The sequence below is a fragment of the Kitasatospora sp. NPDC048540 genome, from assembly GCF_040651175.1.
GTDB lineage: Bacteria > Actinomycetota > Actinomycetes > Streptomycetales > Streptomycetaceae > Kitasatospora.
Genome location: NZ_JBEZIR010000005.1, coordinates 12,396 through 33,952 on the forward strand (window position 1 = coordinate 12,396; position 21,557 = coordinate 33,952).

Sequence of the window (21,557 nt, forward strand, 5' to 3'; positions counted from 1 at the left end):
TCGTACGCGGTGTCGTACGGCGGAGTCCTTCGGCGGTGTCCTGCGCCGGTCAGAACTCGCGCGCGCCCGCCCGCCAGACCGCGGCGGTGAGCGGCACGCCCGGCCGGTAGGCCAGGTGGACGTGCGAGGGTGCCTCCAGCAGCAGCAGGTCGGCCCGGGCGCCCGGGGTGATGACGCCGACGTCGGTGCGGCGCAGCGCGCGGGCGCCGCCGGCGGTGGCGGCGTGCACCGCCTCGTCCGGGGTCATGCCCATCTCGCGGACGGCGACCGCGATGCAGAACGCCATCGAGCTGGTGAAGCTGGAGCCCGGGTTGCAGTCGGTGGACAGCGCGACGGTGGCGCCCGCGTCCAGCAGCCGGCGGGCATTCGGGTACTCGGCGCGGGTGGAGAACTCGGCGCCCGGCAGCAGGGTGGCGACCGTCGCGGAGCCGGCCAGCGCGGCCACGTCCTCGTCGGTCAGGTGGGTGCAGTGGTCGGCGGAGGCGGCGCCCAGCTCGACCGCCAGCTGCACGCCGGGGCCGTACGAGAGCTGGTTGGCGTGCACCCGCGGGATCAGGCCGCGCTCGGCGCCCGCGGTGAGGATCGCGCGGGCCTGGTCGCCGTCGAAGGCGCCGCGCTCGCAGAAGACGTCCACCCAGCGGGCGTGCGGGGCGCAGGCGTCCAGCATCTCGCCGGTGACCAGGTCGACGTAGCCGGCCGGGTCGTCGGCGAACTCGGGGGCGACCACGTGCGCGCCCAGGTAGGTGGTCTCGGGGGTGTGCGAGGCGGCGATCCGCAGCGCCCGCGCCTCGTCCGCGACGGTCAGCCCGTAGCCGGACTTGCACTCGACGGTGGTGGTGCCCTGGTGCAGGGCCTCGCGCAGGAAGCGGACCAGGTTGGCGTCCAGCTCGGCGTCGGTGGCGGCCCGGGTGGCGGCGACCGTGGTGCGGATGCCGCCGGCGGTGTAGGCCTGGCCGGACATCCGGGCGTTGAACTCGGCGGTCCGGTCGCCCGCGAAGACCAGGTGGGCGTGCGAGTCGACGAAGCCGGGCAGCATCGCGCGGTGCTTGGCGTCGAACCGTTCGTCCGCGGCGGGCGCGGCGGCGGCCGGGCCGACCCAGGCGATCCGGCTGCCCTCCACGACCACGGCCGCGTCCGGGACCACACCAAGCGGGCCGCTGCCGAGCGCGGGGTCGTTGGTCACCAGCGTGCCGATGTCGGTGATGAGGAGGCTCAAGGGGCCCTTCCCTTCGAGGGGTAGGGGCGCGGGCCCCACCAGATCAGCCCTGGTGGGGCCCGCACCCCGGATTCTATGGCCGGCCGCGGCCGGGTCCGACAGGACCCGCGGATCCGGCGAGGCCTAGGACTGCAGCGCGGCGATCGACGCGCGCAGGGCGGCCGGGACGTCGGTGACCAGCTGGTGCACGCCGTCCTTGACGATGTGCCGGCCGCCGACCACGACGTGCCGGACGTCGGCGGCCGAGGCCGCGAAGACCGCGGTCTCGGCGCCCAGCGCGGGCGCCGGGCCGGCGGTCCGGACGGAGTCCAGCGCGACGGCGGTGAGGTCGGCGAGCGAGCCGGCCTCGATCCGGCCGGCCTCCGGCCAGCCGAGCGAGGCGTGGCCGTCCTCGGCACCGGCGCGCAGCAGCGCGTTGGCGGTCCAGTGGCCGCGGGTGCGGGTGCGCAGCCGCTCGTCCAGCTCCAGCGCGCGGGCCTCCTCGAACGGGTCGATCACCGCGTGGCTGTCGCTGCCGAGGCTGATCGGACAGCCCGCGCTCGCCAGCCGGCGGGCCGGGCCGATGCCGTCGGCCAGGTCCCGTTCGGTGGTGGGGCACATGCAGATGGTGGTGGAGGAGTCGGCGAGCAGCCGGATGTCCTCGTCGCTGAGGTGGGTCGCGTGCACGGCCGAGGTCCGCGGGCCGAGCACCCCGTGGTCGGCGAGCAGCCGGGTCGGGGTGACGCCGTGCGCGGTCAGGCAGGCGTCGTTCTCGGCGGTCTGTTCGGAGAGGTGGACGTGCAGCGGGGCCTTGCGCATCGCCGCCCAGTGGGCGACGGTGCTCAGCTGCTCGGCCGGGACGGCGCGCACCGAGTGGACGGCAGCGCCGATCCGGGCGTGCTCGCTGCCCTTGAGCTCCGAGGCGCGCTCCGCCCAGGCGTCCGCGTCACCGTCGCTGAACCGCAGCTGCGGCTTGGTCGGCTCGGCGCCGAACCCGGCCGAGACGTAGCAGGTGTCCAGCAGGGTGATCCGGATGCCGGCCCGCAGGGCGGCCTCGATCAGCGCCTCGCCCATCGCGTTGGGGTCGTCGTAGCGGCCGCCGCCGGGGCCGTGGTGGAGGTAGTGGAACTCGCCCACCGCGGTGATCCCGGCGAGCGCCATCTCCGCGTACACGGCGGTGGCCAGCTCAAGGTAGCTGTCCGGGTCGAGCGCACCGGCGAACCGGTACATGGTGTCCCGCCAGGTCCAGAAGGTGCCGGAGCCGACCTGCACGGTGCCGCGCAGCGCGCGGTGGAAGGCGTGCGAGTGGGCGTTGGCCTGGCCGGGCAGCACCAGTCCGCCGAGCCGGACCGCCCCGGGCGGGCAGGGCCCGCTGTCCGGGGTGACCTTGGCGATCCGGCCGCCCGGGCCGACCGCGATCAGCACCTGCTGCTCGACCACCGGTCCGTTGGCGTGCGGCAGCCAGGCGTACTCGGCCCAGTACGTCACCGCTGCAGACATGCGAGGTCCTCCAGTACGTCGGCGAGGGCGGCCACCCCGGCGAGGCAGTCGCGCTCCTCGGCGTGCTCGGCCGGCGAGTGCGAGACCCCGCTCGGGTTCCGCACGAACAGCATGGCGGTCGGGATCGCCGATGCGAGGATTCCGGCGTCGTGTCCCGCGCCGGTCGGCAGCACCGGCACCCCGCCGAGGCGCCCGGCCAGCCGGTCGCGCAGCGGACCGTCGAAGTCCACCACCGGGGTGTAGGACTCGCGGGTCAGCTCGACCTTGATGCCGGTCCGCTCGCCGCTCTCGTACGCGGCCTGCCGGATCTCCTCGACCAGGGCGGTCAGGGTCGGCTCGTCCGCGGCCCGGGAGTCCAGCCAGCCGCGGATCAGCGAGGCGATGGCGTTGGTGCCGTTCGGCTCGACCGCGACCTTGCCGAAGGTGGCCAGCGCACCGGCCAGCTGGGCGCGGGTGCGGGCGGCCAGGACCGTCTCGGCGAAGGTCAGCATCGGGTCGCGGCGGTCCTCGATCCGGGTGGTGCCGGCGTGGTTGGCCTCGCCGTGGAAGTCGAACCGCCAGCGGCCGTGCGGCCAGATCGCGCTGGCCACCCCGACCGGGTGCTCCTCGGTCAGGTAGCGGCCCTGCTCGACGTGGAGTTCGACGTAGGCGCCGACCCTGGCCAGCCGCTCCTGGTCGGCACCGATCGCGGCCGGGTCGTAGCCGGCCCGCTCCATGGCGTCGGGCAGCCGGACGCCGTCGGCGTCGCGCAGCGCGTACGCCTGCTCCTTGGAGAGCACGCCGGCGGTGAGGCGGGAGCCGATGCAGGCCACGCCGAACCGGGCGCCCTCCTCGTCGCCGAAGTTGACGATCGCCAGCGGACGGTCGAACTCGGCGCCGCGCTCGCGCAGTTCGTCGAGCGCGGCGAAGGCGGAGACCACCCCGAGCGGGCCGTCGTAGGCGCCGCCGTCCGGGACGGAGTCCAGGTGCGAGCCGGTGACGACCGCACCGCCGGCCTGCGGGTCGCCGAGCCAGGCCCACTGGTTGCCGTTGCGGTCCAGCTCGTACGCCAGGCCGCGGGCGCGGGCCTGCTCCTCGAACCAGGACCGGCACTCGGCGTCGGCGGAGTTCCAGGCGAAGCGGCGGTAGCCGCCGGAGGAGGCGGAGCGGCCCACGGGGAGCAGCTCCGCCCACATCCGGCCGAAGGTGTCGGTCACAGCTCGTTCATGGGGACGCGGACCCCGCGCTCGGCCGCGACCTCGCTCGCCAGGTCGTAGCCGGCGTCGACGTGCCGGATGACGCCCATGCCCGGGTCGTTGGTGAGCACCCGGCGGATCTTCTCGCCCGCCAGCGCGGTGCCGTCGGCGACGGTGACCTGGCCGGCGTGGATCGAGCGGCCGATGCCGACGCCGCCGCCGTGGTGGATGGAGACCCAGGACGCGCCGGAGGCGACGTTGACCATGGCGTTCAGCAGCGGCCAGTCGGCGATCGCGTCCGAGCCGTCCAGCATGGCCTCGGTCTCGCGGTACGGGGAGGCGACCGAGCCGCAGTCCAGGTGGTCGCGGCCGATCACGATCGGGGCGGACAGCTCACCGGAGGCGACCATGTCGTTGAAGCGCTCGCCCGCCTTGTCGCGCTCGCCGTAGCCGAGCCAGCAGATCCGCGCCGGCAGGCCCTGGAAGTGCACCTTCTCCTGGGCCATCTTGATCCAGCGGTGCAGCGACTCGTTCTCCGGGAAGAGGTCGAGCACGGCCTTGTCGGTCTTGTAGATGTCCTGCGCGTCGCCGGACAGCGCGGCCCAGCGGAACGGGCCCTTGCCCTCGCAGAACAGCGGCCGGATGTACGCCGGGACGAAGCCGGGGAACTCGAACGCCCGGGTGTAGCCCGCGAGCTGGGCCTCGCCGCGGATCGAGTTGCCGTAGTCGAAGACCTCGGCGCCGCGGTCCTGGAAGCCGACCATCGCCTCGACGTGCTTGGCCATCGACTCGCGCGAGCGCTGGGTGAACTCGGCCGGCTTGGCGGCCGCGTAGTCCGCCATGTCCTCGAAGGCGACGCCGATCGGCAGGTAGCTCAGCGGGTCGTGGGCGCTGGTCTGGTCGGTGACGATGTCGATCGGCGCGTCCATCGCGAGCAGCTGCGGGAACAGCTCGGCGGCGTTGCCCAGCAGGCCGATCGAGAGCGGCTGCTTCTTGTCACGGGCCTCCACGGCGAGCTGCAGCGCGTGGTCCAGGTTCTTGGCCTCGACGTCCAGGTAGCGGTGCTCGATCCGGCGGGAGATCCGGGACGGGTCGCAGTCGATGCAGATCGCCACGCCGCCGTTCATGGTGACGGCGAGCGGCTGGGCGCCGCCCATGCCGCCGAGACCGGCGGTCAGGGTGATGGTGCCCTCGAGGGTGTTGTCGAACTTCTTGGCCGCGACGGCGCCGAAGGTCTCGTAGGTGCCCTGGAGGATGCCCTGGGTGCCGATGTAGATCCACGAACCGGCGGTCATCTGGCCGTACATGGTGAGCCCGAGGCTCTCCAGCCGGCGGAACTCCTCCCAGTTGGCCCAGTCGCCGACCAGGTTGGAGTTGGCGATCAGGACACGCGGCGCCCACTCGTGGGTCTGCATCACACCGACCGGACGGCCGGACTGGACCAGCATGGTCTCGTCCTGCTTGAGGGTCTGCAGGGTGCGGACCATGGCGTCGTACGAGCGCCAGTCGCGGGCCGCCTTGCCGGTGCCTCCGTAGACCACCAGCTTGGACGGGTGCTCCGCGACCTCGGGGTCGAGGTTGTTCATGAGCATCCGCAGGGCGGCCTCCTGCTGCCACCCCTGCGTGGTCAGGTTCGTCCCGCGCGCCGCGCGGACCTCACGCGGACCACTGCCCGTCTGCTGCTGCACCATGCTGCCGGCCTCCCTGCGGATGGATTCATTCATGATTTGGTTCTCTGAATATATCCAATCAATCGGCCATCGGCCAGAGCCCCGGCCCACCAATCCGCCCGGCCCGGCAGACTCCGGGAGGCGGACGCAGGCATCGAGCAGCGCACAGGGGCGTGCTCGACGGGCGCTACGGCATGGCGGTGCCGCTGCCCGTGCCGCTGCCCGTGCTGGGGGCGGACGGGCCTCCGCGGTACGCGGGACGCGGCTGAGGGCGCGTCCCGGGGTCAGGCCGCGGCGTCGCCGTCCCAGTCGATGCCGATCTCGGCAAGCCAGCGGCGGTCCTCGGCACCCACCGGGTCGGGGCGGGCCGGGGGCGCCGCCGGGTCGGCCGGGCGTGGGGCGCGCGGGATCTCGCGGATCGGGCCGATGCCGTACTTCTCCGCCGCTCCGGCCGCCGCGTCCGGATCGATCACCCCGACGTGGACGGCGCTCTCGTCGCCCGGCTCCAGGACGACCAGGTCGGGTTCGGGCGGCTGCCGCAGCGAGATCCGCCGGCCGCAGGTCGGGCAGGACCATTCGTCGGCCCCCGAGGCGAGTCGGCCGGTCAGTCTCATCTGGTGGATCGGGCCCATGGCTGACTCCCCCGTCCGGCCCTGGCGCCAGGGCCTGTGGAGGGTCTGCCCGCTGACGGCCGGTGGGCAACCAGCCGAGGCCAAGCTGTGCCCTCGGGGCTGCCCCCGGCCGCTCGGGGCCCGGCCACTCCAGGCCCCGGCTACTCCAAGAACAGGCCGCGGGCCGCGGCGGACTGCTCGATCGCCTCCAGCCGGGCCTCCGCGCCGGGCATCTCGTCGCACATGGTCTGCAGCAGCACCCGGCCGAGCATCATCGGCGCACAGGCGGTGTCGAAGACCAGGCCGGTGCCGACCGCGGCCGGGAGCATCAGGTCGGAGAGCTTGGCGACCGGGGCGAAGGCGCTGTCGGCGACGGTCAGCACGGTCAGCCCGCAGGCCCGGGCCACCCCCAGGGCGTCCATCAGTTCCCGCGGGTAGCGCGGCAGCGCGAAGCAGAGCAGCGCCGAGGCCCCGGCGAAGGCGGCCTGTTCGATCCGGTCGGCGAGCATCGAGCCGCCCTCGTCCAGCAGCCGGACGTCGGGGTGGACCTTGGCGGCGAAGTACGCGAAGCCGCGGGCCTGGGCGGAGGCCGCCCGCAGGCCGAGCACCGGCAGCGGCCGGGAGGCGGCGAGCAGCCGGGCGGCCCGGACGATCGGCTCGGGGTCGGCGAGCAGTGCGGCCAGGTGCCGCAGGTGCTCGATCTCGGCCAGGACGGCCTGCTGGTGTTCGTTGCGCACCGCGTCGGCGGGGGTCTCGGGGGCGGCCGGCTCGCCGCCGCCGAGTTCGCGCAGCTGCTTGCGCAGCGCCGGGTAGCCGTCGTAGCCGAGGGCGACCGCGAACCGGGTGACGGAGGGCTGGCTGACTCCGGCCAGCTCGGCGACCTCGACGCTGGACAGGAACGGCGCCTCGGTGGCGTGCCGGACCAGCGAGTGGGCGATCCGGCGCTGCGTCGGCGTCAGCCGGTGGCCCTCGAAGAGCTGCAGCAGGCGGGCGGACGGGCCCACGGCGCCGTTCTCCTCCGGGGCGGTCATCTGCGGTACCTCCGAGCTCGGGTTCGGCTGACGCCGCTGGCTGCGGCGGCTGGGACGACTGTGGCGCAGTCCCGCCAGGTGGGCAATGGTGTTTCGGGATCCGGGACGGGCCGATTCTCGGGGGTGACCCTGATTTCTCCCTGAAGATCCCCGAATTCCCGGTACCGCGGTGGCTGACCGCCCGTCCGGGCCGTCACCATGGCCCTCATGGACTCTCGCCAGGACGACCTGCGCCGCGACCTCGACGCCGCCGTGCAGACCCGCAAGGAACTGGGCAAGGAGTACGAGTCGGAGATCGTCGACTCCTTCCTCGCCCGGCTCGACGCCCGCCTCGACGCCCGGGTCGAGCAGCGGGCCGCCGAGCAGCTCGACGCCCGGGCCCCGGCCCGGGGCCGGGACCGCGGGCGCGGCGGCCGGTTCACGCTGGGCGGCGCCTCGCTGGTGCTGGGCATCCCGCTGACCGCCATCGCCACCGAGAACGCCGGGGTCACCGGTCTGATCGTCTGCTGGGCCGGGATCGTCGGGGTCAACCTCTCCGCCGCCCTCGGGGACCGCCGCCGGGAGCGCGAGCTGTCCCGCGGCACCCGGAGCGAGTGGGCCTGACGGCCGCCCGCCCCGGGCACCGGCGGCAGGTCAGGCCAGCGGACCGGTGACCCGCTCGACCGCCTCGACCAGGCCGCCGGAGGCGACCAGGGCGTGCGCGGCCTCCAGGTCCGGCGACAGGAAGCGGTCCCGGCCGGGACCCTGCACGCCGGCCTCGCGGGCCGCGGCGATGGCCGCGGCGGTGGCGGGCGCGATCGGGCCGCTGCCGCCGTCCGCGCGGATCTCCAGGGCGCGGGCCGAGGCGAGCAGCTCGACGGCGAGCACCCGGGCGAGGTTCTCCACCGCCAGGCGCAGCTTGCGCGCGGCCGACCAGCCCATCGAGACGTGGTCCTCCTGCATGGCGGAGGACGGGATCGAGTCCACCGAGGCCGGGACGGCGAGCCGCTTGTTCTCGCTGACCAGGGCGGCCTGGGTGTACTGGGCGATCATCAGACCGGAGTCCACGCCCGGGTCGTCGGCGAGGAACGCGGGCAGGCCGTGCGAGCGGGCCTTGTCGAGCAGCCGGTCGGTGCGGCGCTCGGAGATCGAGGCCAGGTCGGCGGTGGCGATGGCGAGGAAGTCCAGCACGTACGCGACCGGGGCGCCGTGGAAGTTGCCGTTGGACTCGACCCGGCCGTCGGGCAGCACCACCGGGTTGTCGACCGAGGCCGCCAGCTCGCGGGAGGCGACCAGCGCGGCGTGCGCGAGGGTGTCCCGGCCGGCGCCGGCCACCTGCGGGGCGCAGCGGATCGAGTAGGCGTCCTGGACCCGCGGGGCGTCGTCCTGGTGGTGGCCGGTCAGGCCGGAGCCGCTGAGCACGGCGAGCATGTTGGCGGCGCTGAGCGCCTGGCCCGGGTGCGGGCGGATGGAGGAGTGCAGCTCGGGGGCGAGCACCTTGTCGGTGCCGAGCAGCGCCTCCAGGCTCATCGCGGCGGTGATGTCGGCGGTGGTGAACAGCCGGGAGAGGTCGGCGATCGCCATCACCAGCATGCCGAGCATGCCGTCGGTGCCGTTGATGAGGGCCAGGCCCTCCTTCTCCAGCAGCTCGACCGGCTCGATGCCGGCCTCGGCGAGCAGCTCGCCGGCCGGGCGCTCGACGCCGTCGGGGCCGTACGCGACGCCCTCGCCCATCAGCACCAGCGCGCAGTGCGAGAGCGGCGCGAGGTCGCCGGAGCAGCCCAGCGAGCCGAACTCGCGGACCACGGGGGTGATGCCGGCGTTCAGGATGGCGGCCATCGTCTCCGCGACCAGCGGGCGCACCCCGGTACGGCCGGAGGCGAGGGTCTTCATCCGCAGGAACATCAGCGCGCGGACCACCTCGCGCTCGACGGCCGGGCCCATGCCGGCGGCGTGCGAGCGGACCAGCGAGCGCTGCAGCTGGGCGCGCAGCTCGGGGCTGATGTGGCGGACGGCGAGCGCGCCGAAACCGGTCGAGACGCCGTAGACCGGGCGCGGTTCGGCGGCGAGGGCCTCGATCGTGGCGCGGGCGGCGGCCATCTCGGCCTGCGCGTCCGGGCCGATCTCGACCCGGGCGTTGCCGCGCGCGACGGCGAGCACGTCCTCGGCGCTGACGTCGGCCTTGCCGACCTGGATCACGGGGGCATCGACGGCCACAGCACTGTGCATATCCATATGCACAATGACATCAGGTGAATGAGGATATGACAACCGCTGACGCGCAGCCGGATCGCCGACCGGTGTGACCCGCGTCACCGCCGCGCTCCCGGACCCACCGCCGGGCGGCGGCCCGCGGAGGATTTCCGTGCGGGCCCGGCGTGCCGCAAGCTGGGGCGAGGCAGCGAGCGGAGGCAGGATCGATGGCGCGGGCGACGGTACGGCGGCGGGTGGTACGGCTGCGCGGCTCGGAGAGATCCGCGCGGCCGGACGCGCTGGCGGCGGAGGAGCCGCTGGAGATCCGGCTGGGCGGCGAGCCGCTCACGGTGACCATGCGCACCCCCGGCCACGACTTCGACCTGGTCGCGGGCTTCCTGGTCGGCGAGGGCCTGGTGCACGGCGGCGAGCAGCTGGCGGCACTGCGCTACTGCGCCGGGACGGACGCGGACGGCGCCAACACCTACAACGTGGTCGACGCGACGCTGCGCGGCGCGGGCCGGCTGCCACTGTCCGCGCACCGCAACCTGCTCACCACCAGCGCCTGCGGCCTGTGCGGCCGGGACACCGTGGAGGCGGTCCGCACCCACAGCCACTGGCCGGTGGAGAAGGACCCGCTGACGGTGCCCGCGCAGCTGCTGTACGAGCTGCCGGACCGGCTGCGCGCGGCCCAGCGGACCTTCGAGTCGACCGGCGGCCTGCACGCCGCCGGGCTGTTCGACGCCGAGGGCGGGCTGCTGTGCGCGCGGGAGGACGTCGGCCGGCACAACGCGGTCGACAAGGTGATCGGCTGGGCGCTGCGCGAGGGGAGGCTGCCGCTGACCGGGCATCTGCTGCTGGTCAGCGGCCGGGCCTCGTTCGAACTGACCCAGAAGGCGGCGCTGGCGGGGATCCCGCTGCTGGCCGCCGTCTCGGCACCGTCCTCGCTGGCGGTGGACCTGGCCGAGGAACTCGGCCTGACCCTGGTCGGCTTCCTGCGCGGACAGGGCGGCAACGTCTACACCCGCGCGGACCGGATCGGCTAGGCCGGATCACCCAGGTCCGGACCGCGGGGGCGCGACCGCGCGGGGCCGGTTCAGGAGCGGCGGATCCGGCGGCGGATCAGCCAGACCACCACGCAGACCACCAGGATCACGAAGGCCACCGCGACCAGCAGGCCGATCAGGCCGCCCTTGCTCTTCTTCTTCTTGCTCTTGCTCTTGGTCTTCGAGCCGGCCAGCTCGGTCTGCGCCTGCGCCCGCGCTCCGGCCTGGCCGGACGCCCGGTCCTGCGACGACGACGGCGACTGCGCGCCGGCCGCCGCCGGTGCCTGCTGGGCGGCCGAGACCGCCGCGGTACGGGGCGCGGCCTGCGCCGCGCCGGCGGTCAGCGCGCTGCCGCCGACGGCGAGGGCCAGGGCGAGCAGCGCCCCTGCCAGACGTGTCCTCATCAGCCCGAACCTCATTTCCCGCCCGCCCCGGTGGCCTGCGACGGCCCACTGTGGCACGCCCGGCCCGGGCCGCGACAGGGGTCAGGGCCCGGCCGTACCCCAGCTGTGACGCTGGCCGTGACGCTGTAACAGCGTGCTGTCACCCCGCCAGTTCGGCGTCGGCGCGGGCGGTCAGGGCGGTCAGGACCCGGGCCGCGGCGGCCAGGTCCTCGGGCGGCAGGCCGCCGTACAGCCGGGCGGTGAGATCGGCGACGTCGGCGCGGATGCCGGCCTGGCGCCCGCGGCCCGCCGGGGTGAGTGCGACGCCGTCGGCCGCGTCGGGGGAAGACGCCAGCAGACCGGCGTCGGTGAGCTCGGCGAGGACGGACAGCGCCGCCGCCCGGTCGGTCTTCAGGCCGGCGGTCAGCCGCGCCAGCACCTGCTCGCGGTCGGCGGTGCCGCCTTCGTCGGCCACGGCGTTCAGGGCCAGCGACTGCTGGAAGGTGGTGCCGCTGGGGGCCAGCAGGCGCTCCAGCAGGGCGCGGGTGGCGTAGTGCGCACGGCCGATGACCTGGCCGTTCAGGGTGGGCACGGACATGGTTACTCCTCGATCGGCGTGTCGGGCGGCGTGTCGGGCGGTGCGTCGAGTGGCGCGTCGAGCAGCGTGGTCAGCTCGCCGACCAGCGCCGCGGTGCGGGCGCTGTCGCGGCCGCCGAGCGGTGCCAGCAGCCGGTCCAGCAGCCGGTGGACCTCGGTGATCGCCCGAGCGGCCGCCTCCCGGCCGGGCCCGGTCAGCGACAGCCGCACGGCGCGGCTGTCGTCCGGATCCGCGGCGCGCTCGATCAGCCCCGAGGGCTCCAGGGCGCGGGCCAGCTTGGAGACGTACAGCGGTTCGAGCCCGGTGTGGTCGGCCAGCCGGCGCTGGCTGGGGCGCTCGCCGGAGCGCTCCATGCCGTACAGCGAGGACAGCAGCGAGTACTGCGCGTGCGTCAGCCCCAGCGGGGCGACGGTCCGGTCGACCGCCACCCGCCACTTCGTCGACAGCCGCCAGACCAGGAAGCCGGGGGTCGGACCCTCGGGTGTCTCACTCATGAGAGATACAGTACATGGCTATTAAGTACATGGCTACTATCTGGCGGCGGCCCGAGGCGGGACGGCAGGACGGCCGGACGCCGGGCCGGTCAGGCCGGGGGCGGGGAGGCGGGGCCGGAGAGGGCGACCGCGACCAGGGCGCGCAGCGCCGAGGCGATCTGGCCGAGCGGCAGGGTGGAGTCGTCCGCGAACAGCTCGACCAGCCAGCCCCCCGCCGGGTTGGCGCCGCCGGCCGCGACCATCCCCCGGTAGCCGCTGACCACCAGCACCGCCTCCTCGGCCGGGTCGTTGCCCGCCGCGCCGACCCGCAGCGCGAACGAGCCGCCGCGCACCGCCTGCCGGGTGGTCGGGTAGTGCCCGAGGTCGAAGACGGCGTCCGGGGCCTCGATCTGGGCCCGCTGGGTCTGCGCCTTGTTGCCGCTCGGGCCGCTGGTCATCCGGTAGACGGCGTGCTGCGCGGTGCGCATCAGCTGGGAGCCGGGCGGCACGTACGAGATCCACCAGCCGACCGCGTTCAGCAGCCGGGCGGCGGTCTCGGCGACGGTGGTCAGCCGGGCCAGGGTGTCGGCGGGGTGACTGGTACGGCGGTTGCCGCCCTGGTCGAGAGCGGCGAGCACGGCGGCGAGCAGCTGGCCGGGGTCGGCGCTGTGCGCGGCGCCGCGGAAGCGGCGGCGGTCGTGGTTGCCGAACCGGGCGGACGGGCCGGTGCGCCGGCCGTCCGCGCGGTGGTGGGGGTCGGCGGCGTCGGCCAGCAGCACGGTGGGGTCGGGGGCGAGACCGGGACCGTGGCTGCGGCCGGCCACCACCGGGTGGGCGGCGCGGGCGGCCTTGGCGCGGTACTGGGCGGCGTCGGCGAGCCGGAACAGCCGGTCGGGGGTGGTCACCGGGCCGATCGAGTCGCCGGTGGAGGCGACCCCGCAGGCCACCCCCTCACCCTCGGTCAGCTCCAGCGCCCTGGTGCACAGGTCCTCGGCGACGGCCACCACGTCGTCGGCCTTCTGCCCCTCGGCGAGCAGGCAGAACTCGTCGCCGCCGAGCCGGGCCGCCAGGCTGCCCGGCAGCCGGGCGGCGGACATCGACAGCTGCTGGGCGAACCGTTCCAGCAGCCGGTCGCCCATCTCGTGGCCGAGCTCGTCGTTGACCCGCTTGAGGCCGTTGACGTCGCAGACCACCAGGCTGACCACGGTGTTGTCCCGGTTGTGCGCCTTCAGCGCGCTCTCCAGCCGGGCGTCCACCGCGCGGCGGTTGGCGAGGCCGGTGAGGGCGTCGGTGAAGGCGAGCCGGCGCAGGTCCGCGACCCGCTCGGTCTGCGCCAGCCCGGCCGAGATCTGGGCCGCCAGCAGGGTGGCGTAGTCGGTGTCGGCCTCGGTGAACACCGGCAGTCCGACCGTCCGGGCCAGGTACAGCTCCCCCCAGGCCCGGCCGTGCAGCACGATCGGCGCGACCAGGCAGCAGGCCCGGCCCCGGCGGCGCAGTCCGGCGGCGCGCTGCTGGCAGAACGCGCCGACCCCGGCGCTCGCGTACGCGGTGTCCGGGGCCTCGTCCTCGGAGGTCTGCACCCAGGCGCGCGGCAACCGCCCGGTGGTCCAGTGCTCCTCCAGGTAGCTGACGATCTCCGGGAAGTCGGCGACCGGGTACGACTCGTCCGCGGGCAGTTCCTCCTCGCCGGCGGCCAGCTCGCCGTGGTTGACCAGCACCCGCAGCCGGCCCGACTCGCGGTCCCAGACCGAGACGGCGGCCATCGTGGCGGACAGTGCGTCGGTGGCCCGGACGGCGGCGGCCCGGACGGCCTCCAGCGGGGTCAGCGCGCCAGCCATGTCCTGCGCCAGTGCCACCACCGCCTGCAACCGGAGGTCGGTGGGGGCCGCGGCGCCGCAGCCATCGGTCATCGTCGCCTCACCACTCACGGATCGCCTCATCCCTCGCCGCGGACCCGTCCGGCCACACCCGGGCCGGGATCCTGGACCAAGACTATGGCGGCCGAGGGGCGCTATGCCCGATTTGTCAAGGTCGACGCGGGTACGGCGAGTACGGCGGGCAAGGCGGCGTACCGGCGGGGTGCGGCGCGGGTCAGCCGAGCCGGCCGGGCCGGGACAGCACCCACGGCTCGACCAGGCCGAGCCCGCGGACCGGGCGCCGCCACATCGGCTGCAGGTGGAAGCGGTGCTCACCGGCCGGCGCCTGCGCGGGGCCGTCGTCGGAGGACGGCGGGGCGGACGCCGCACCGGTCAGTTCCAGCGCGGCCGCCAGCTCGCCGTCGACCAGCACCGCGTCGCGGGGGGCGATCGAGGTGAGCCGGCTGGCCAGGTTGACGGTGGTGCCGAAGACGTCGCCCATCCGGGAGGTGACGGTGCCGAAGGCCATCCCGACCCGCAGCGCGGGCATGGTGTCCTCCTTGGCCAGCGTCTCGACCAGGCCGAGCGCGATCTCGGCGGCGGTGGCCGGGTCCTCGGAGACGTACAGGATCTCGTCTCCGAGGGTCTTGATGACGCGTCCGCCCTGACCGGCGATCAGGTCCGAGCAGGTGTTCTCGAAGGTCTCGACCAGCTCGCCGAGCTCCTCCTCCTCCAGCCGGCGCGACAGCCGGGTGAAGCCGACCAGGTCGGCGAAGCCCACGGCCAGCCGGCCGCTGGTGATCTCGGTGTCCTCGGCGGCCTGCACCACCCGGCCGGTGACGGCGGCCAGCTGCCGGCGCCAGACGTACACCAGGAACTGCTCCAGCTCCGGGAGCAGCAGTTCGACCAGCGGGTAGGCGACGTCGGCGCGGGTCATCCCGGGTTCGACGGCCTGGGTGAGGTTCTCCAGGAAGGTGTCCATCTGCCAGCCGGCCAGCCGGGCCGTGGTCTGGCCGGTGGAGCGGGCCACCTGGATCGCCATCGGCTCGCTCAGCAGCCCGGACTCGACCAGGCCGGCCAGCCGGCGCAGCGCGATCACGTCGTTGTCGGTGAGCGCCCGGGACTGCCCGATGTCGGGGAAGCCCATCGCCCGCCAGAAGCGGGTGGCCAGCTCCATCGGCACGTCGGCGGCGCGGGCCGCCTGGTACGGGGTGTACCGGCGGGGCGCGTCCAGGATCAGCCGCTCCAGGTCGAGTGCGACCGTCTGGTCGTCGTCGTCCCGCCCGTCGCCGCCGCTCTCGTCTGCCACCGATCCGTCCCCGTGCGGTCGCCGCACTTGCCTCATGTCCTGCCTGTCCCGTGGCGCACGACCCCCGCGCGGGTAGTGGCGCGCCTCACACCGCTGCCAGGTGGAATGTTCGCACGGAAATGCAGGACATGTCTCCTGAGCTGTGCGGGGGTGCCCCGGCGCGGGCCCGGACCGGGCCCGCGCCGGACGGCGGGAGCGCCGGTCAGGACGGTTCCGGGCGGACGTGCACCACGTCGCCGGCCGCCACCGGGTGGCGTTCGCCGCCGGCGGTGCGGACCACCAGGCGGCCGTCGGCGTCCACCGCGACCGCCTCGCCGTGCAGTTCGCGCCCGCCCGGCAGCTGGACCCGGACCGGGCGGCCCAGGCTGGTGCAGCGGGCGGTGTAGGCGGGCAGCAGGCCGCTGGCGTGCGGGTCACCGGCCGCCCGGGTCCACTCCCCGTACAGGTCGGCGAACTCGCGCAGCAGGGCGCGCAGCAGGGTCTGCCGGTCGGTGACGGCGGCGCCGGCCAGCGCCAGCGAGGTCGCGGCGGGCACCGGCAGTTCGTCGGCGCGCAGCGAGACGTTGATCCCGAGGCCGACCACCACGGCGCCGTCGGCGAGCTCGGTGAGGATGCCGCCGACCTTGCGCTCGGCGCCGTCCACGGTCACCAGCAGGTCGTTGGGCCACTTCAGGCCGGTCTCGACCTCGGCGACCCGCTCCAGCACCGAGGCGGCGGCCACCCCGGTCAGGATCGGCAGCCAGCCGTAGCGCTCGACGGGGACGCCGGCGGGGCGCAGCAGCAGCGACAGGAAGAGGCCGGAGCGGGCCGGGGCGCTCCACCGGCGGTCCAGGCGGCCGCGGCCGGCGGTCTGCTCCTCGGCGAGCAGGACGGCCCCCTCGGGTGCACCCTCCTTGGCCCGGGCGGCCAGGTCGGTGTTGGTCGACCCGGTGTCGGCGACGACGTCCAGGGCGGTCCACAGCGCGCCCGGCAGGACCAGGTCCCGGCGCAGCACGGTGGCGTCCAGCGGCGGCCGGTCGAGGTCGGTCCAGGGGGAGGGGCCGTCGTGGCCGAAGCCACGCAGACCGCTGCGGCGGGGAGGGGTGGGCTCGGTGGGCTCGGTCACCGAGCCAGCGTACCGACGGAGCGTCAGCCGGCCGGCCGCGACGCGAGCGGCTTCACCGTGACGGCCCCGGGCCTCCCGGCACCGGCCGTAAGCCGCCCCATCATCGCGCAGAACGCGCCCGGACACACTGTGTCGCCTGCCATAACCGGAACGGCCCGGCGCTGGCTACGCTACTAGGCGGTAGTTCGCAGCGCCGCCCTGCCCGGAATCCCACCCCTGCGTCAGGCCGCGGCCCATGGACCAGGGAGAGCCACCGGATGACCGAGGCCCCGTACGACCCGCACACCACCGCCGGAAAGCTGGCCGACCTGCGGCGCCGGCTCGACGAGGCGGTGCACTCAGGTTCCGCCGCCGCCGTCGAGAAGCAGCACGCCAAGGGCAAGCTGACGGCCCGTGAGCGGGTGACCGAGCTGCTCGACGAGGACTCCTTCGTGGAGTTCGACGAGTTCGCCCGGCACCGCTCGACCAATTTCGGGCAGGAGAAGACCCGCCCGTACGGCGACGGCGTGGTGACCGGTTACGGCACCGTCGACGGCCGCCAGGTGGCCGTGTTCGCCCAGGACTTCACGGTCTTCGGCGGTTCGCTCGGCGAGGTGTTCGGCGAGAAGATCGTCAAGGTGATGGACTTCGCGCTGAAGACCGGCTGCCCGATGATCGGCATCAACGACTCCGGCGGCGCCCGGATCCAGGAGGGCGTGGTCTCGCTCGGCCTGTACGGCGAGATCTTCCGCCGCAACGTACACGCCTCCGGGGTGATCCCGCAGATCTCGCTGATCATGGGCCCCTGCGCGGGCGGCGCGGTCTACTCCCCCGCCGTCACCGACTTCGTGGTGATGGCCGACCAGACCTCGCACATGTTCATCACCGGCCCCGACGTGATCAAGACGGTCACCGGCGAGGACGTCGGCATGGAGGAGCTGGGCGGCGCCCGCACCCACAACACCAAGTCCGGCAACGCCCACTACCTGGCCGCGGACGAGAAGGAGGCGATCGAGTACGTCAAGAACCTGCTGTCGTACCTGCCCTCCAACAACCTCTCCGACCCGCCGGTCGTCCCCGAGCAGGCCGACCTCTCGCTCACCGACGAGGACCTGGCGCTCGACACCCTGGTGCCGGACTCGGCCAACCAGCCGTACGACATGCACACCGTGATCGAGCACATCCTCGACGACGGCGAGTTCCTGGAGGTCCAGGGGCTGTACGCGGGCAACATCCTGACCGGCTTCGGCCGGGTCGAGGGCCACCCGGTCGGCATCGTCGGCAACCAGCCGATGAACCTGGCCGGCTGCCTGGACATCGCGGCCAGCGAGAAGGCCGCCCGCTTCGTGCGCACCTGTGACGCCTTCAACATCCCGGTGCTGACCTTCGTCGACGTGCCCGGCTTCCTGCCCGGCACCGGCCAGGAGTGGGACGGCATCATCCGGCGCGGCGCCAAGCTGATCTACGCCTACGCCGAGGCCACCGTGCCGCTGATCACCGTGATCACCCGCAAGGCCTTCGGCGGCGCCTACGACGTGATGGGCTCCAAGCACCTGGGCGCCGACCTCAACCTGGCCTGGCCGACCGCGCAGATCGCGGTGATGGGCGCCCAGGGCGCGGTCAACATCCTGCACCGGCGCGAGATCGCCGCCGCCGAGGACGCCGAGGCCAAGCGGGCCGAGCTGCTGGCCTCGTACGAGGACACCCTGCTCAACCCGTACCTGGCCGCCGAGCGCGGCTACGTGGACGCGGTGATCGCGCCCAGCGAGACCCGCCGGCACATCGTCCGCGGCCTGCGGGCGCTGCGCGGCAAGCGCGAGACCCTGCCGCCCAAGAAGCACGGCAACATTCCGCTGTAGGCCCCGAAGGGAGAGGATGGATCCATGCCCCCGATCCAAGTGCTGCACGGGCAGCCGACCCCCGAGGAGCTGGCCACCGTCCTGGCGGTGGTCTCAGCCCGGGCCGCCGCCGCGCAGGCCGCCGCCGAGGCGGCCCGCCGGGCGGGCGGCCCGGCCACCCCGTGGAACGACCACGCCCGCAAGCTGCGGCCGGTGCTGCGGCCCGGCGCCGCCGCCTGGCGGACGTCCGGCTGGGCGCACTGACGTCCCGTGCACGACCAATCGGGTCCCCGGCCGCTGCGGCCGGGGACCCTTCCGTCTGCGCCCGCGGGGTCAGGCGGTGGCGGTGGCCGGCTCCTCGGCGGCCGGACGGCCGATCCGGCCCAGCACGGTGCCCAGCGCCAGGCTGCCCGGGCCGGTGAACACCAGCAGCAGGAAGACCCAGGCGTAGAGCGCGGCGGCCTCGCCGTGGTTCTGGATCGGCCACAGGCCGTGCTCCTGGTGGACGCTGAAGTAGGCGTAGGCCATCGAGCCCGAGCAGACCAGGGCGGCCACCCGGGTGCCGACACCGAGCAGCACCAGGACGCCGCCGACCAGCTGGATCACGGCCGCGTAGAAGCCGGGCCAGACCCAGCCGGCGACGGTGGAGCCGTCCCCGCCCGCCCCGCCGAGCACGCCGAACAGCGAGGCGGCGCCGTGGCAGGCGAAGAGCAGGCCGGTGACGATTCTGAACAGGCCGAGGGCGTGCGGCCGTACGGTCTCGACGGCCTCGCGGGGGGCGAAGGGCATGGGGGACGACTCCTCGTGAGGGGGGATCGGGCCGGGGAACTCACTTAGGGTTGCCTAAGCTAAGTAGTGACCGCAATCCCGCACCGCCCGATTTCACGCGCCCGTAACAGATCGTCACAGCGCGGGCACAACTGACGAACGGTCGGGCACCCGGGCCCCGTCGGCGGACGAAAGTGAGTACGCGTACTCAGGCGGGCCCGGCGGCGGCGCCGCAAGCTGGCGAGGTGCTCTGGTCAGACCCTCGCGACGAGCCCTCGCCCGAAGCCCGCCGGGTACAGCGCAAGCTGCACCGCGCGGGCCTGCTGCTCGGCGCCGTCACCGTCCTGGCGGCCCTGCTGCTGATGCTCAGAGCGGCGCCCTGACCGGGCTCCGAGCCCCTAGGCTTGGCGCATGACCGACCGCCGCACCCTGGTACTCGCCTCCGCCTCCCCCGCCCGCCTCGGGCTCCTGCGTCAAGCGGGGCTCGACCCCCGGGTGCAGGTCAGCGGCTTCGACGAGGACTCGCTCAGCGCCCCCACCCCCGCCGAACTCGCCCTGGTGCTCGCCGTGGCCAAGGCGGAGGCGGTCGCCGCGGGCCTCACCGACGGCGAACTGGTGATCGGCTGCGACTCGGTCCTGGAACTCGACGGCGAGGCGCTCGGCAAGCCCGCCGACGAGGACGAGGCACTGCGGCGCTGGCAGTCCATGCGCGGCCGCTCCGGGGTGCTGCGCACCGGCCACTGCGTGATCGACACCGCCAACGGCCGCCAGGTCTCGGCGACCGCGTCCACCACGGTCCGCTTCGGCACCCCCGACGACACCGAGCTGGCCGCCTACATCGCCAGCGGCGAACCGCTGCACGTGGCCGGGGCGTTCACCCTGGACGGGCGCTCGGCGCCGTTCGTCGAGGGCATCGACGGCGACCCCGGCAACGTGATCGGGCTCTCGCTGCCGCTGCTGCGCCGGCTGCTCGCCGAGCTGGACGTGCGGATCACCGACCTCTGGGCCTGAGTCCGTGAGGGGCGCGCCGCGAGCACCGGCGCGCCCGGCCGGATCAGCCCGTCGGCGGCGCGTACTCGGCGAGGAAGGCCTGGACGTCGGGCAGCGCGCCGTCGGCGAGCAGGGCGGCCCCGTGGTCGGCGCCCGGGTAGATCTTCAGCTTCTTGTCGGCCGAGACCGCCGCCGCGTGCAGGCTCCTCGCGTTGCCGGGGAACGGGCCGTCGTGCTCCTCGGCGGCGAAGAACACCGGCGCCGCCAGCCGCTTCACCGCGGTCGCGGCGTTGTCGGCGCCGAAGGACTCGGGGCCGCTCAGCGAGACCACCGCGGCCACCGGCAGCGGGCTGTCCGGCAGCGCCCCGGCCACCAGCGAACCGGTGCCGCCCTTGGACGCGCCGATCAGGACCACCCGGGCCACCCCCTTGTCCCTGAGGTAGCCGGTGGCCGACCGGATGCCGGTGGCGACGTCCCCGTTGGCGGTGAAGGGCAGCACCGCGTACCCCGCCCCGGTGAACGCGTCCAGGTAGGGGATCCAGTCGCAGAGGCTGCCGCCGTTCTGGTGCGAGAGGACGACCGCGACCTTGGCGCCGCCCGCGTCCGAGTCGCGGAAGTAGGCGTCCACCGTGCTGAGGTCGCTCGGGATGCTGACCGCCCCCTTGGCGCCCTGGTCCTTCGTCAGGCAGCCGTAGGTGACGACCCGGGCGGTCGGCGAGGGCGGGGCGGCCGCGTCCGCACCCGCCCCCGCGCCGCCGCACCCGGCGAGCAGCAGGGCCAGGGCCGCCGCCCCGGCCGCGGACATGCTGAACCGCTTCATGACTCCCCCGTGTTCTCGGCCGTCCGGCCCGGTCGGGCCGTGCGCTGCACGGTAGGGAGCGGGGCTCACGAGCGTCAATGGTCTGGACCATTACGGTTGCGGCACGACCGATCCGGAGCACATCGGTCCGTTTTCCCGTTGCGGATACGGACAGAACCCGCCCCGCACATCTGTCGCAGTGACCCACCGACCCCGGCCCGGCTCCGCCGCTAGGCTGGCGCAGCCGTCGGACCGGAAGGAGGCGCGATGATGACCGACAGCGTGCTGAACGTGGTGCTCGGCCTCGTCGCCAGCGCCCTCAGTGCCGGCCTCGGCTGGCTCGCGCAGAGCGTGCGCCGCCGGCGGCTGCTCGGCCGGGTCCGGGAGTTCTTCGGGATGCCCGCCGGCACCGAGTGCCTGCTGGTGGTCAACCACCACGCCGCCTCGCACAGCTCCAAGAGCGTGTCGCGCAACGACGTGTACGCGCTGATGGAGCTGTCCGCGCTGGTCAAGGAGTGCGGGGCGCAGGCCGAGGTGGTGGCGCACGACCAGGTCCGCCAAGGGCTCGGCGGCAAGGCCGAGTTCTGCCTCGGCGGACCGGCCAGCAACGCCCGCACCGCGGCCCACCTGGCCTCCTGGCTGCCCGGCGTCGACTTCGCGGTGCAGAACCCGGACGGCCCGTACGGGGACACCACCATCAAGGTGGGCGACCGCGAGTTCGCCTACGTGCACCCGGACGCCGCGCCCGGCGGGGAGACCTACGTCCTGCTGGCCCGGCTGCACCCGCGGCCGGAGAGCCGCCCGGTGTTCCTGATAGCCGGCCAGACCGCGACCTCCAACCACGCGGCGGTGCGCCACCTGGTGGCCAACCACCGCGCCCTGGCCCGGCGGCACGGCAAGGACGGCACCTTCGCGCTGGTCCTGCGGGTGGTCAACGCCCGGGCGTACGGACCCGACGTGGTCGAGCCGGTCGCCGACGTCACCGCGGCCGCGACCGCCCGCACGGCGCCGGTGGCCGCCTGAGGGACCTTCATGTGGCCAAGACCACACGCCCGACCG

21 protein-coding genes and 1 pseudogene are annotated in these 21,557 nt (G+C 74.5%); 7 read left to right on the plus strand and 15 right to left on the minus strand.

The window, feature by feature from the left end; genetic code table 11:
• Positions 1 to 49: 49 nt before the first annotated feature.
• The 6 genes from hutI to AB0D08_RS04140 form a co-directional block, all read right to left on the minus strand.
• The gene (gene hutI, locus AB0D08_RS04115; RefSeq protein WP_033818464.1) at positions 50 to 1,216 is read right to left on the minus strand and encodes an imidazolonepropionase; all 1,167 of its coding nucleotides are present in this window, start codon (positions 1,214 to 1,216) and stop codon (positions 50 to 52) included.
• 123 nt (positions 1,217 to 1,339) lie between these two features.
• Positions 1,340 to 2,695 (minus strand): formimidoylglutamate deiminase, encoded by a 1,356-nt coding sequence (locus AB0D08_RS04120; RefSeq protein ID WP_033818463.1) that lies wholly within the window; start codon positions 2,693 to 2,695, stop codon positions 1,340 to 1,342.
• On the minus strand, positions 2,680 to 3,870 hold the full coding sequence (locus tag AB0D08_RS04125) for an allantoate amidohydrolase (RefSeq protein ID WP_033818480.1): 1,191 nt from the start codon (positions 3,868 to 3,870) through the stop codon (positions 2,680 to 2,682). Before AB0D08_RS04125 ends, AB0D08_RS04120 begins: the two co-directional genes overlap by 16 nt.
• A 17-nt stretch (positions 3,871 to 3,887) precedes the next feature.
• Complete coding sequence (gene hutU, locus AB0D08_RS04130; RefSeq protein WP_233288932.1) at positions 3,888 to 5,594, minus strand: urocanate hydratase; 1,707 nt, start codon at positions 5,592 to 5,594, stop codon at positions 3,888 to 3,890.
• Between the two features lie 230 nt (positions 5,595 to 5,824).
• Complete coding sequence (locus AB0D08_RS04135) at positions 5,825 to 6,172, minus strand: hypothetical protein (protein WP_033818461.1); 348 nt, start codon at positions 6,170 to 6,172, stop codon at positions 5,825 to 5,827.
• Positions 6,173 to 6,312: 140 nt separating this feature from the next.
• Positions 6,313 to 7,182: a MurR/RpiR family transcriptional regulator gene (locus AB0D08_RS04140; protein WP_359886151.1), complete on the minus strand. Its 870-nt coding sequence runs from the start codon at positions 7,180 to 7,182 to the stop codon at positions 6,313 to 6,315.
• Positions 7,183 to 7,389: 207 nt separating this feature from the next.
• Here AB0D08_RS04140 and AB0D08_RS04145 point away from each other — a divergent pair, with 207 nt between their 5' ends.
• Positions 7,390 to 7,785, plus strand: a complete 396-nt coding sequence (locus AB0D08_RS04145; protein WP_033818479.1) for a hypothetical protein — start codon at positions 7,390 to 7,392, stop codon at positions 7,783 to 7,785.
• A gap of 30 nt (positions 7,786 to 7,815) precedes the next feature.
• Here the strand turns inward: AB0D08_RS04145 and hutH are convergent, their stop codons facing one another.
• Positions 7,816 to 9,396 (minus strand): histidine ammonia-lyase, encoded by a 1,581-nt coding sequence (gene hutH, locus AB0D08_RS04150; protein ID WP_051811854.1) that lies wholly within the window; start codon positions 9,394 to 9,396, stop codon positions 7,816 to 7,818.
• A 185-nt stretch (positions 9,397 to 9,581) separates the two neighbouring features.
• Here hutH and fdhD point away from each other — a divergent pair, with 185 nt between their 5' ends.
• Entirely contained in the window at positions 9,582 to 10,400 is an 819-nt protein-coding gene (gene fdhD, locus AB0D08_RS04155; protein WP_033818459.1) for a formate dehydrogenase accessory sulfurtransferase FdhD, read from the plus strand.
• Between the two features lie 50 nt (positions 10,401 to 10,450).
• Here the strand turns inward: fdhD and AB0D08_RS04160 are convergent, their stop codons facing one another.
• The 6 genes and pseudogenes from AB0D08_RS04160 to AB0D08_RS04185 all read right to left on the minus strand — a co-directional run bounded on the left by AB0D08_RS04160 (position 10,451) and on the right by AB0D08_RS04185 (position 16,082).
• Positions 10,451 to 10,804: a hypothetical protein gene (locus AB0D08_RS04160; RefSeq protein ID WP_359886152.1), complete on the minus strand. Its 354-nt coding sequence runs from the start codon at positions 10,802 to 10,804 to the stop codon at positions 10,451 to 10,453.
• 139 nt (positions 10,805 to 10,943) lie between these two features.
• Positions 10,944 to 11,381: a MarR family winged helix-turn-helix transcriptional regulator gene (locus AB0D08_RS04165; RefSeq protein ID WP_359886153.1), complete on the minus strand. Its 438-nt coding sequence runs from the start codon at positions 11,379 to 11,381 to the stop codon at positions 10,944 to 10,946.
• Positions 11,382 to 11,383: 2 nt separating this feature from the next.
• Positions 11,384 to 11,875 carry a MarR family transcriptional regulator gene (locus AB0D08_RS04170; RefSeq protein WP_359886154.1) on the minus strand — a complete coding sequence of 164 codons (492 nt, stop codon included), beginning with the start codon at positions 11,873 to 11,875 and terminating at the stop codon, positions 11,384 to 11,386.
• A gap of 791 nt (positions 11,876 to 12,666) precedes the next feature.
• A pseudogene (locus AB0D08_RS04175) lies at positions 12,667 to 13,764 on the minus strand (sensor domain-containing diguanylate cyclase); the annotation flags it as partial.
• Between the two features lie 181 nt (positions 13,765 to 13,945).
• The gene (locus AB0D08_RS04180) at positions 13,946 to 15,019 is read right to left on the minus strand and encodes an adenylate/guanylate cyclase domain-containing protein (protein ID WP_033818477.1); all 1,074 of its coding nucleotides are present in this window, start codon (positions 15,017 to 15,019) and stop codon (positions 13,946 to 13,948) included.
• Positions 15,020 to 15,221: 202 nt separating this feature from the next.
• Complete coding sequence (locus tag AB0D08_RS04185) at positions 15,222 to 16,082, minus strand: biotin--[acetyl-CoA-carboxylase] ligase (protein ID WP_033818476.1); 861 nt, start codon at positions 16,080 to 16,082, stop codon at positions 15,222 to 15,224.
• 299 nt (positions 16,083 to 16,381) lie between these two features.
• Here AB0D08_RS04185 and AB0D08_RS04190 point away from each other — a divergent pair, with 299 nt between their 5' ends.
• Together AB0D08_RS04190 and AB0D08_RS04195 are read left to right on the plus strand one after the other, a co-directional pair.
• Positions 16,382 to 17,962, plus strand: coding sequence for an acyl-CoA carboxylase subunit beta (locus tag AB0D08_RS04190; protein ID WP_033818454.1), 1,581 nt, complete (start codon positions 16,382 to 16,384; stop codon positions 17,960 to 17,962).
• A gap of 24 nt (positions 17,963 to 17,986) precedes the next feature.
• Entirely contained in the window at positions 17,987 to 18,205 is a 219-nt protein-coding gene (locus tag AB0D08_RS04195) for an acyl-CoA carboxylase subunit epsilon (protein ID WP_359886155.1), read from the plus strand.
• A 69-nt stretch (positions 18,206 to 18,274) separates the two neighbouring features.
• Here AB0D08_RS04195 and AB0D08_RS04200 read toward each other — a convergent pair whose 3' ends face one another.
• Positions 18,275 to 18,730, minus strand: a complete 456-nt coding sequence (locus tag AB0D08_RS04200; protein ID WP_359886156.1) for a DoxX family protein — start codon at positions 18,728 to 18,730, stop codon at positions 18,275 to 18,277.
• 224 nt (positions 18,731 to 18,954) lie between these two features.
• On the opposite strand from AB0D08_RS04200, the gene AB0D08_RS04205 reads away from it, so the two are divergent.
• Entirely contained in the window at positions 18,955 to 19,092 is a 138-nt protein-coding gene (locus AB0D08_RS04205) for a hypothetical protein (protein WP_199520343.1), read from the plus strand.
• A 28-nt stretch (positions 19,093 to 19,120) separates the two neighbouring features.
• Complete coding sequence (locus tag AB0D08_RS04210) at positions 19,121 to 19,720, plus strand: nucleoside triphosphate pyrophosphatase (RefSeq protein WP_033821058.1); 600 nt, start codon at positions 19,121 to 19,123, stop codon at positions 19,718 to 19,720.
• Between the two features lie 43 nt (positions 19,721 to 19,763).
• Here AB0D08_RS04210 and AB0D08_RS04215 read toward each other — a convergent pair whose 3' ends face one another.
• A complete protein-coding gene (locus AB0D08_RS04215) occupies positions 19,764 to 20,519 on the minus strand; it encodes a hypothetical protein (protein WP_359886157.1) in 756 nt (251 codons plus the stop codon).
• A gap of 246 nt (positions 20,520 to 20,765) precedes the next feature.
• Between AB0D08_RS04215 and AB0D08_RS04220 the strand changes: the two genes are divergently transcribed.
• Positions 20,766 to 21,521 carry a hypothetical protein gene (locus tag AB0D08_RS04220; RefSeq protein ID WP_359886158.1) on the plus strand — a complete coding sequence of 252 codons (756 nt, stop codon included), beginning with the start codon at positions 20,766 to 20,768 and terminating at the stop codon, positions 21,519 to 21,521.
• Positions 21,522 to 21,557 lie beyond the last annotated feature (36 nt).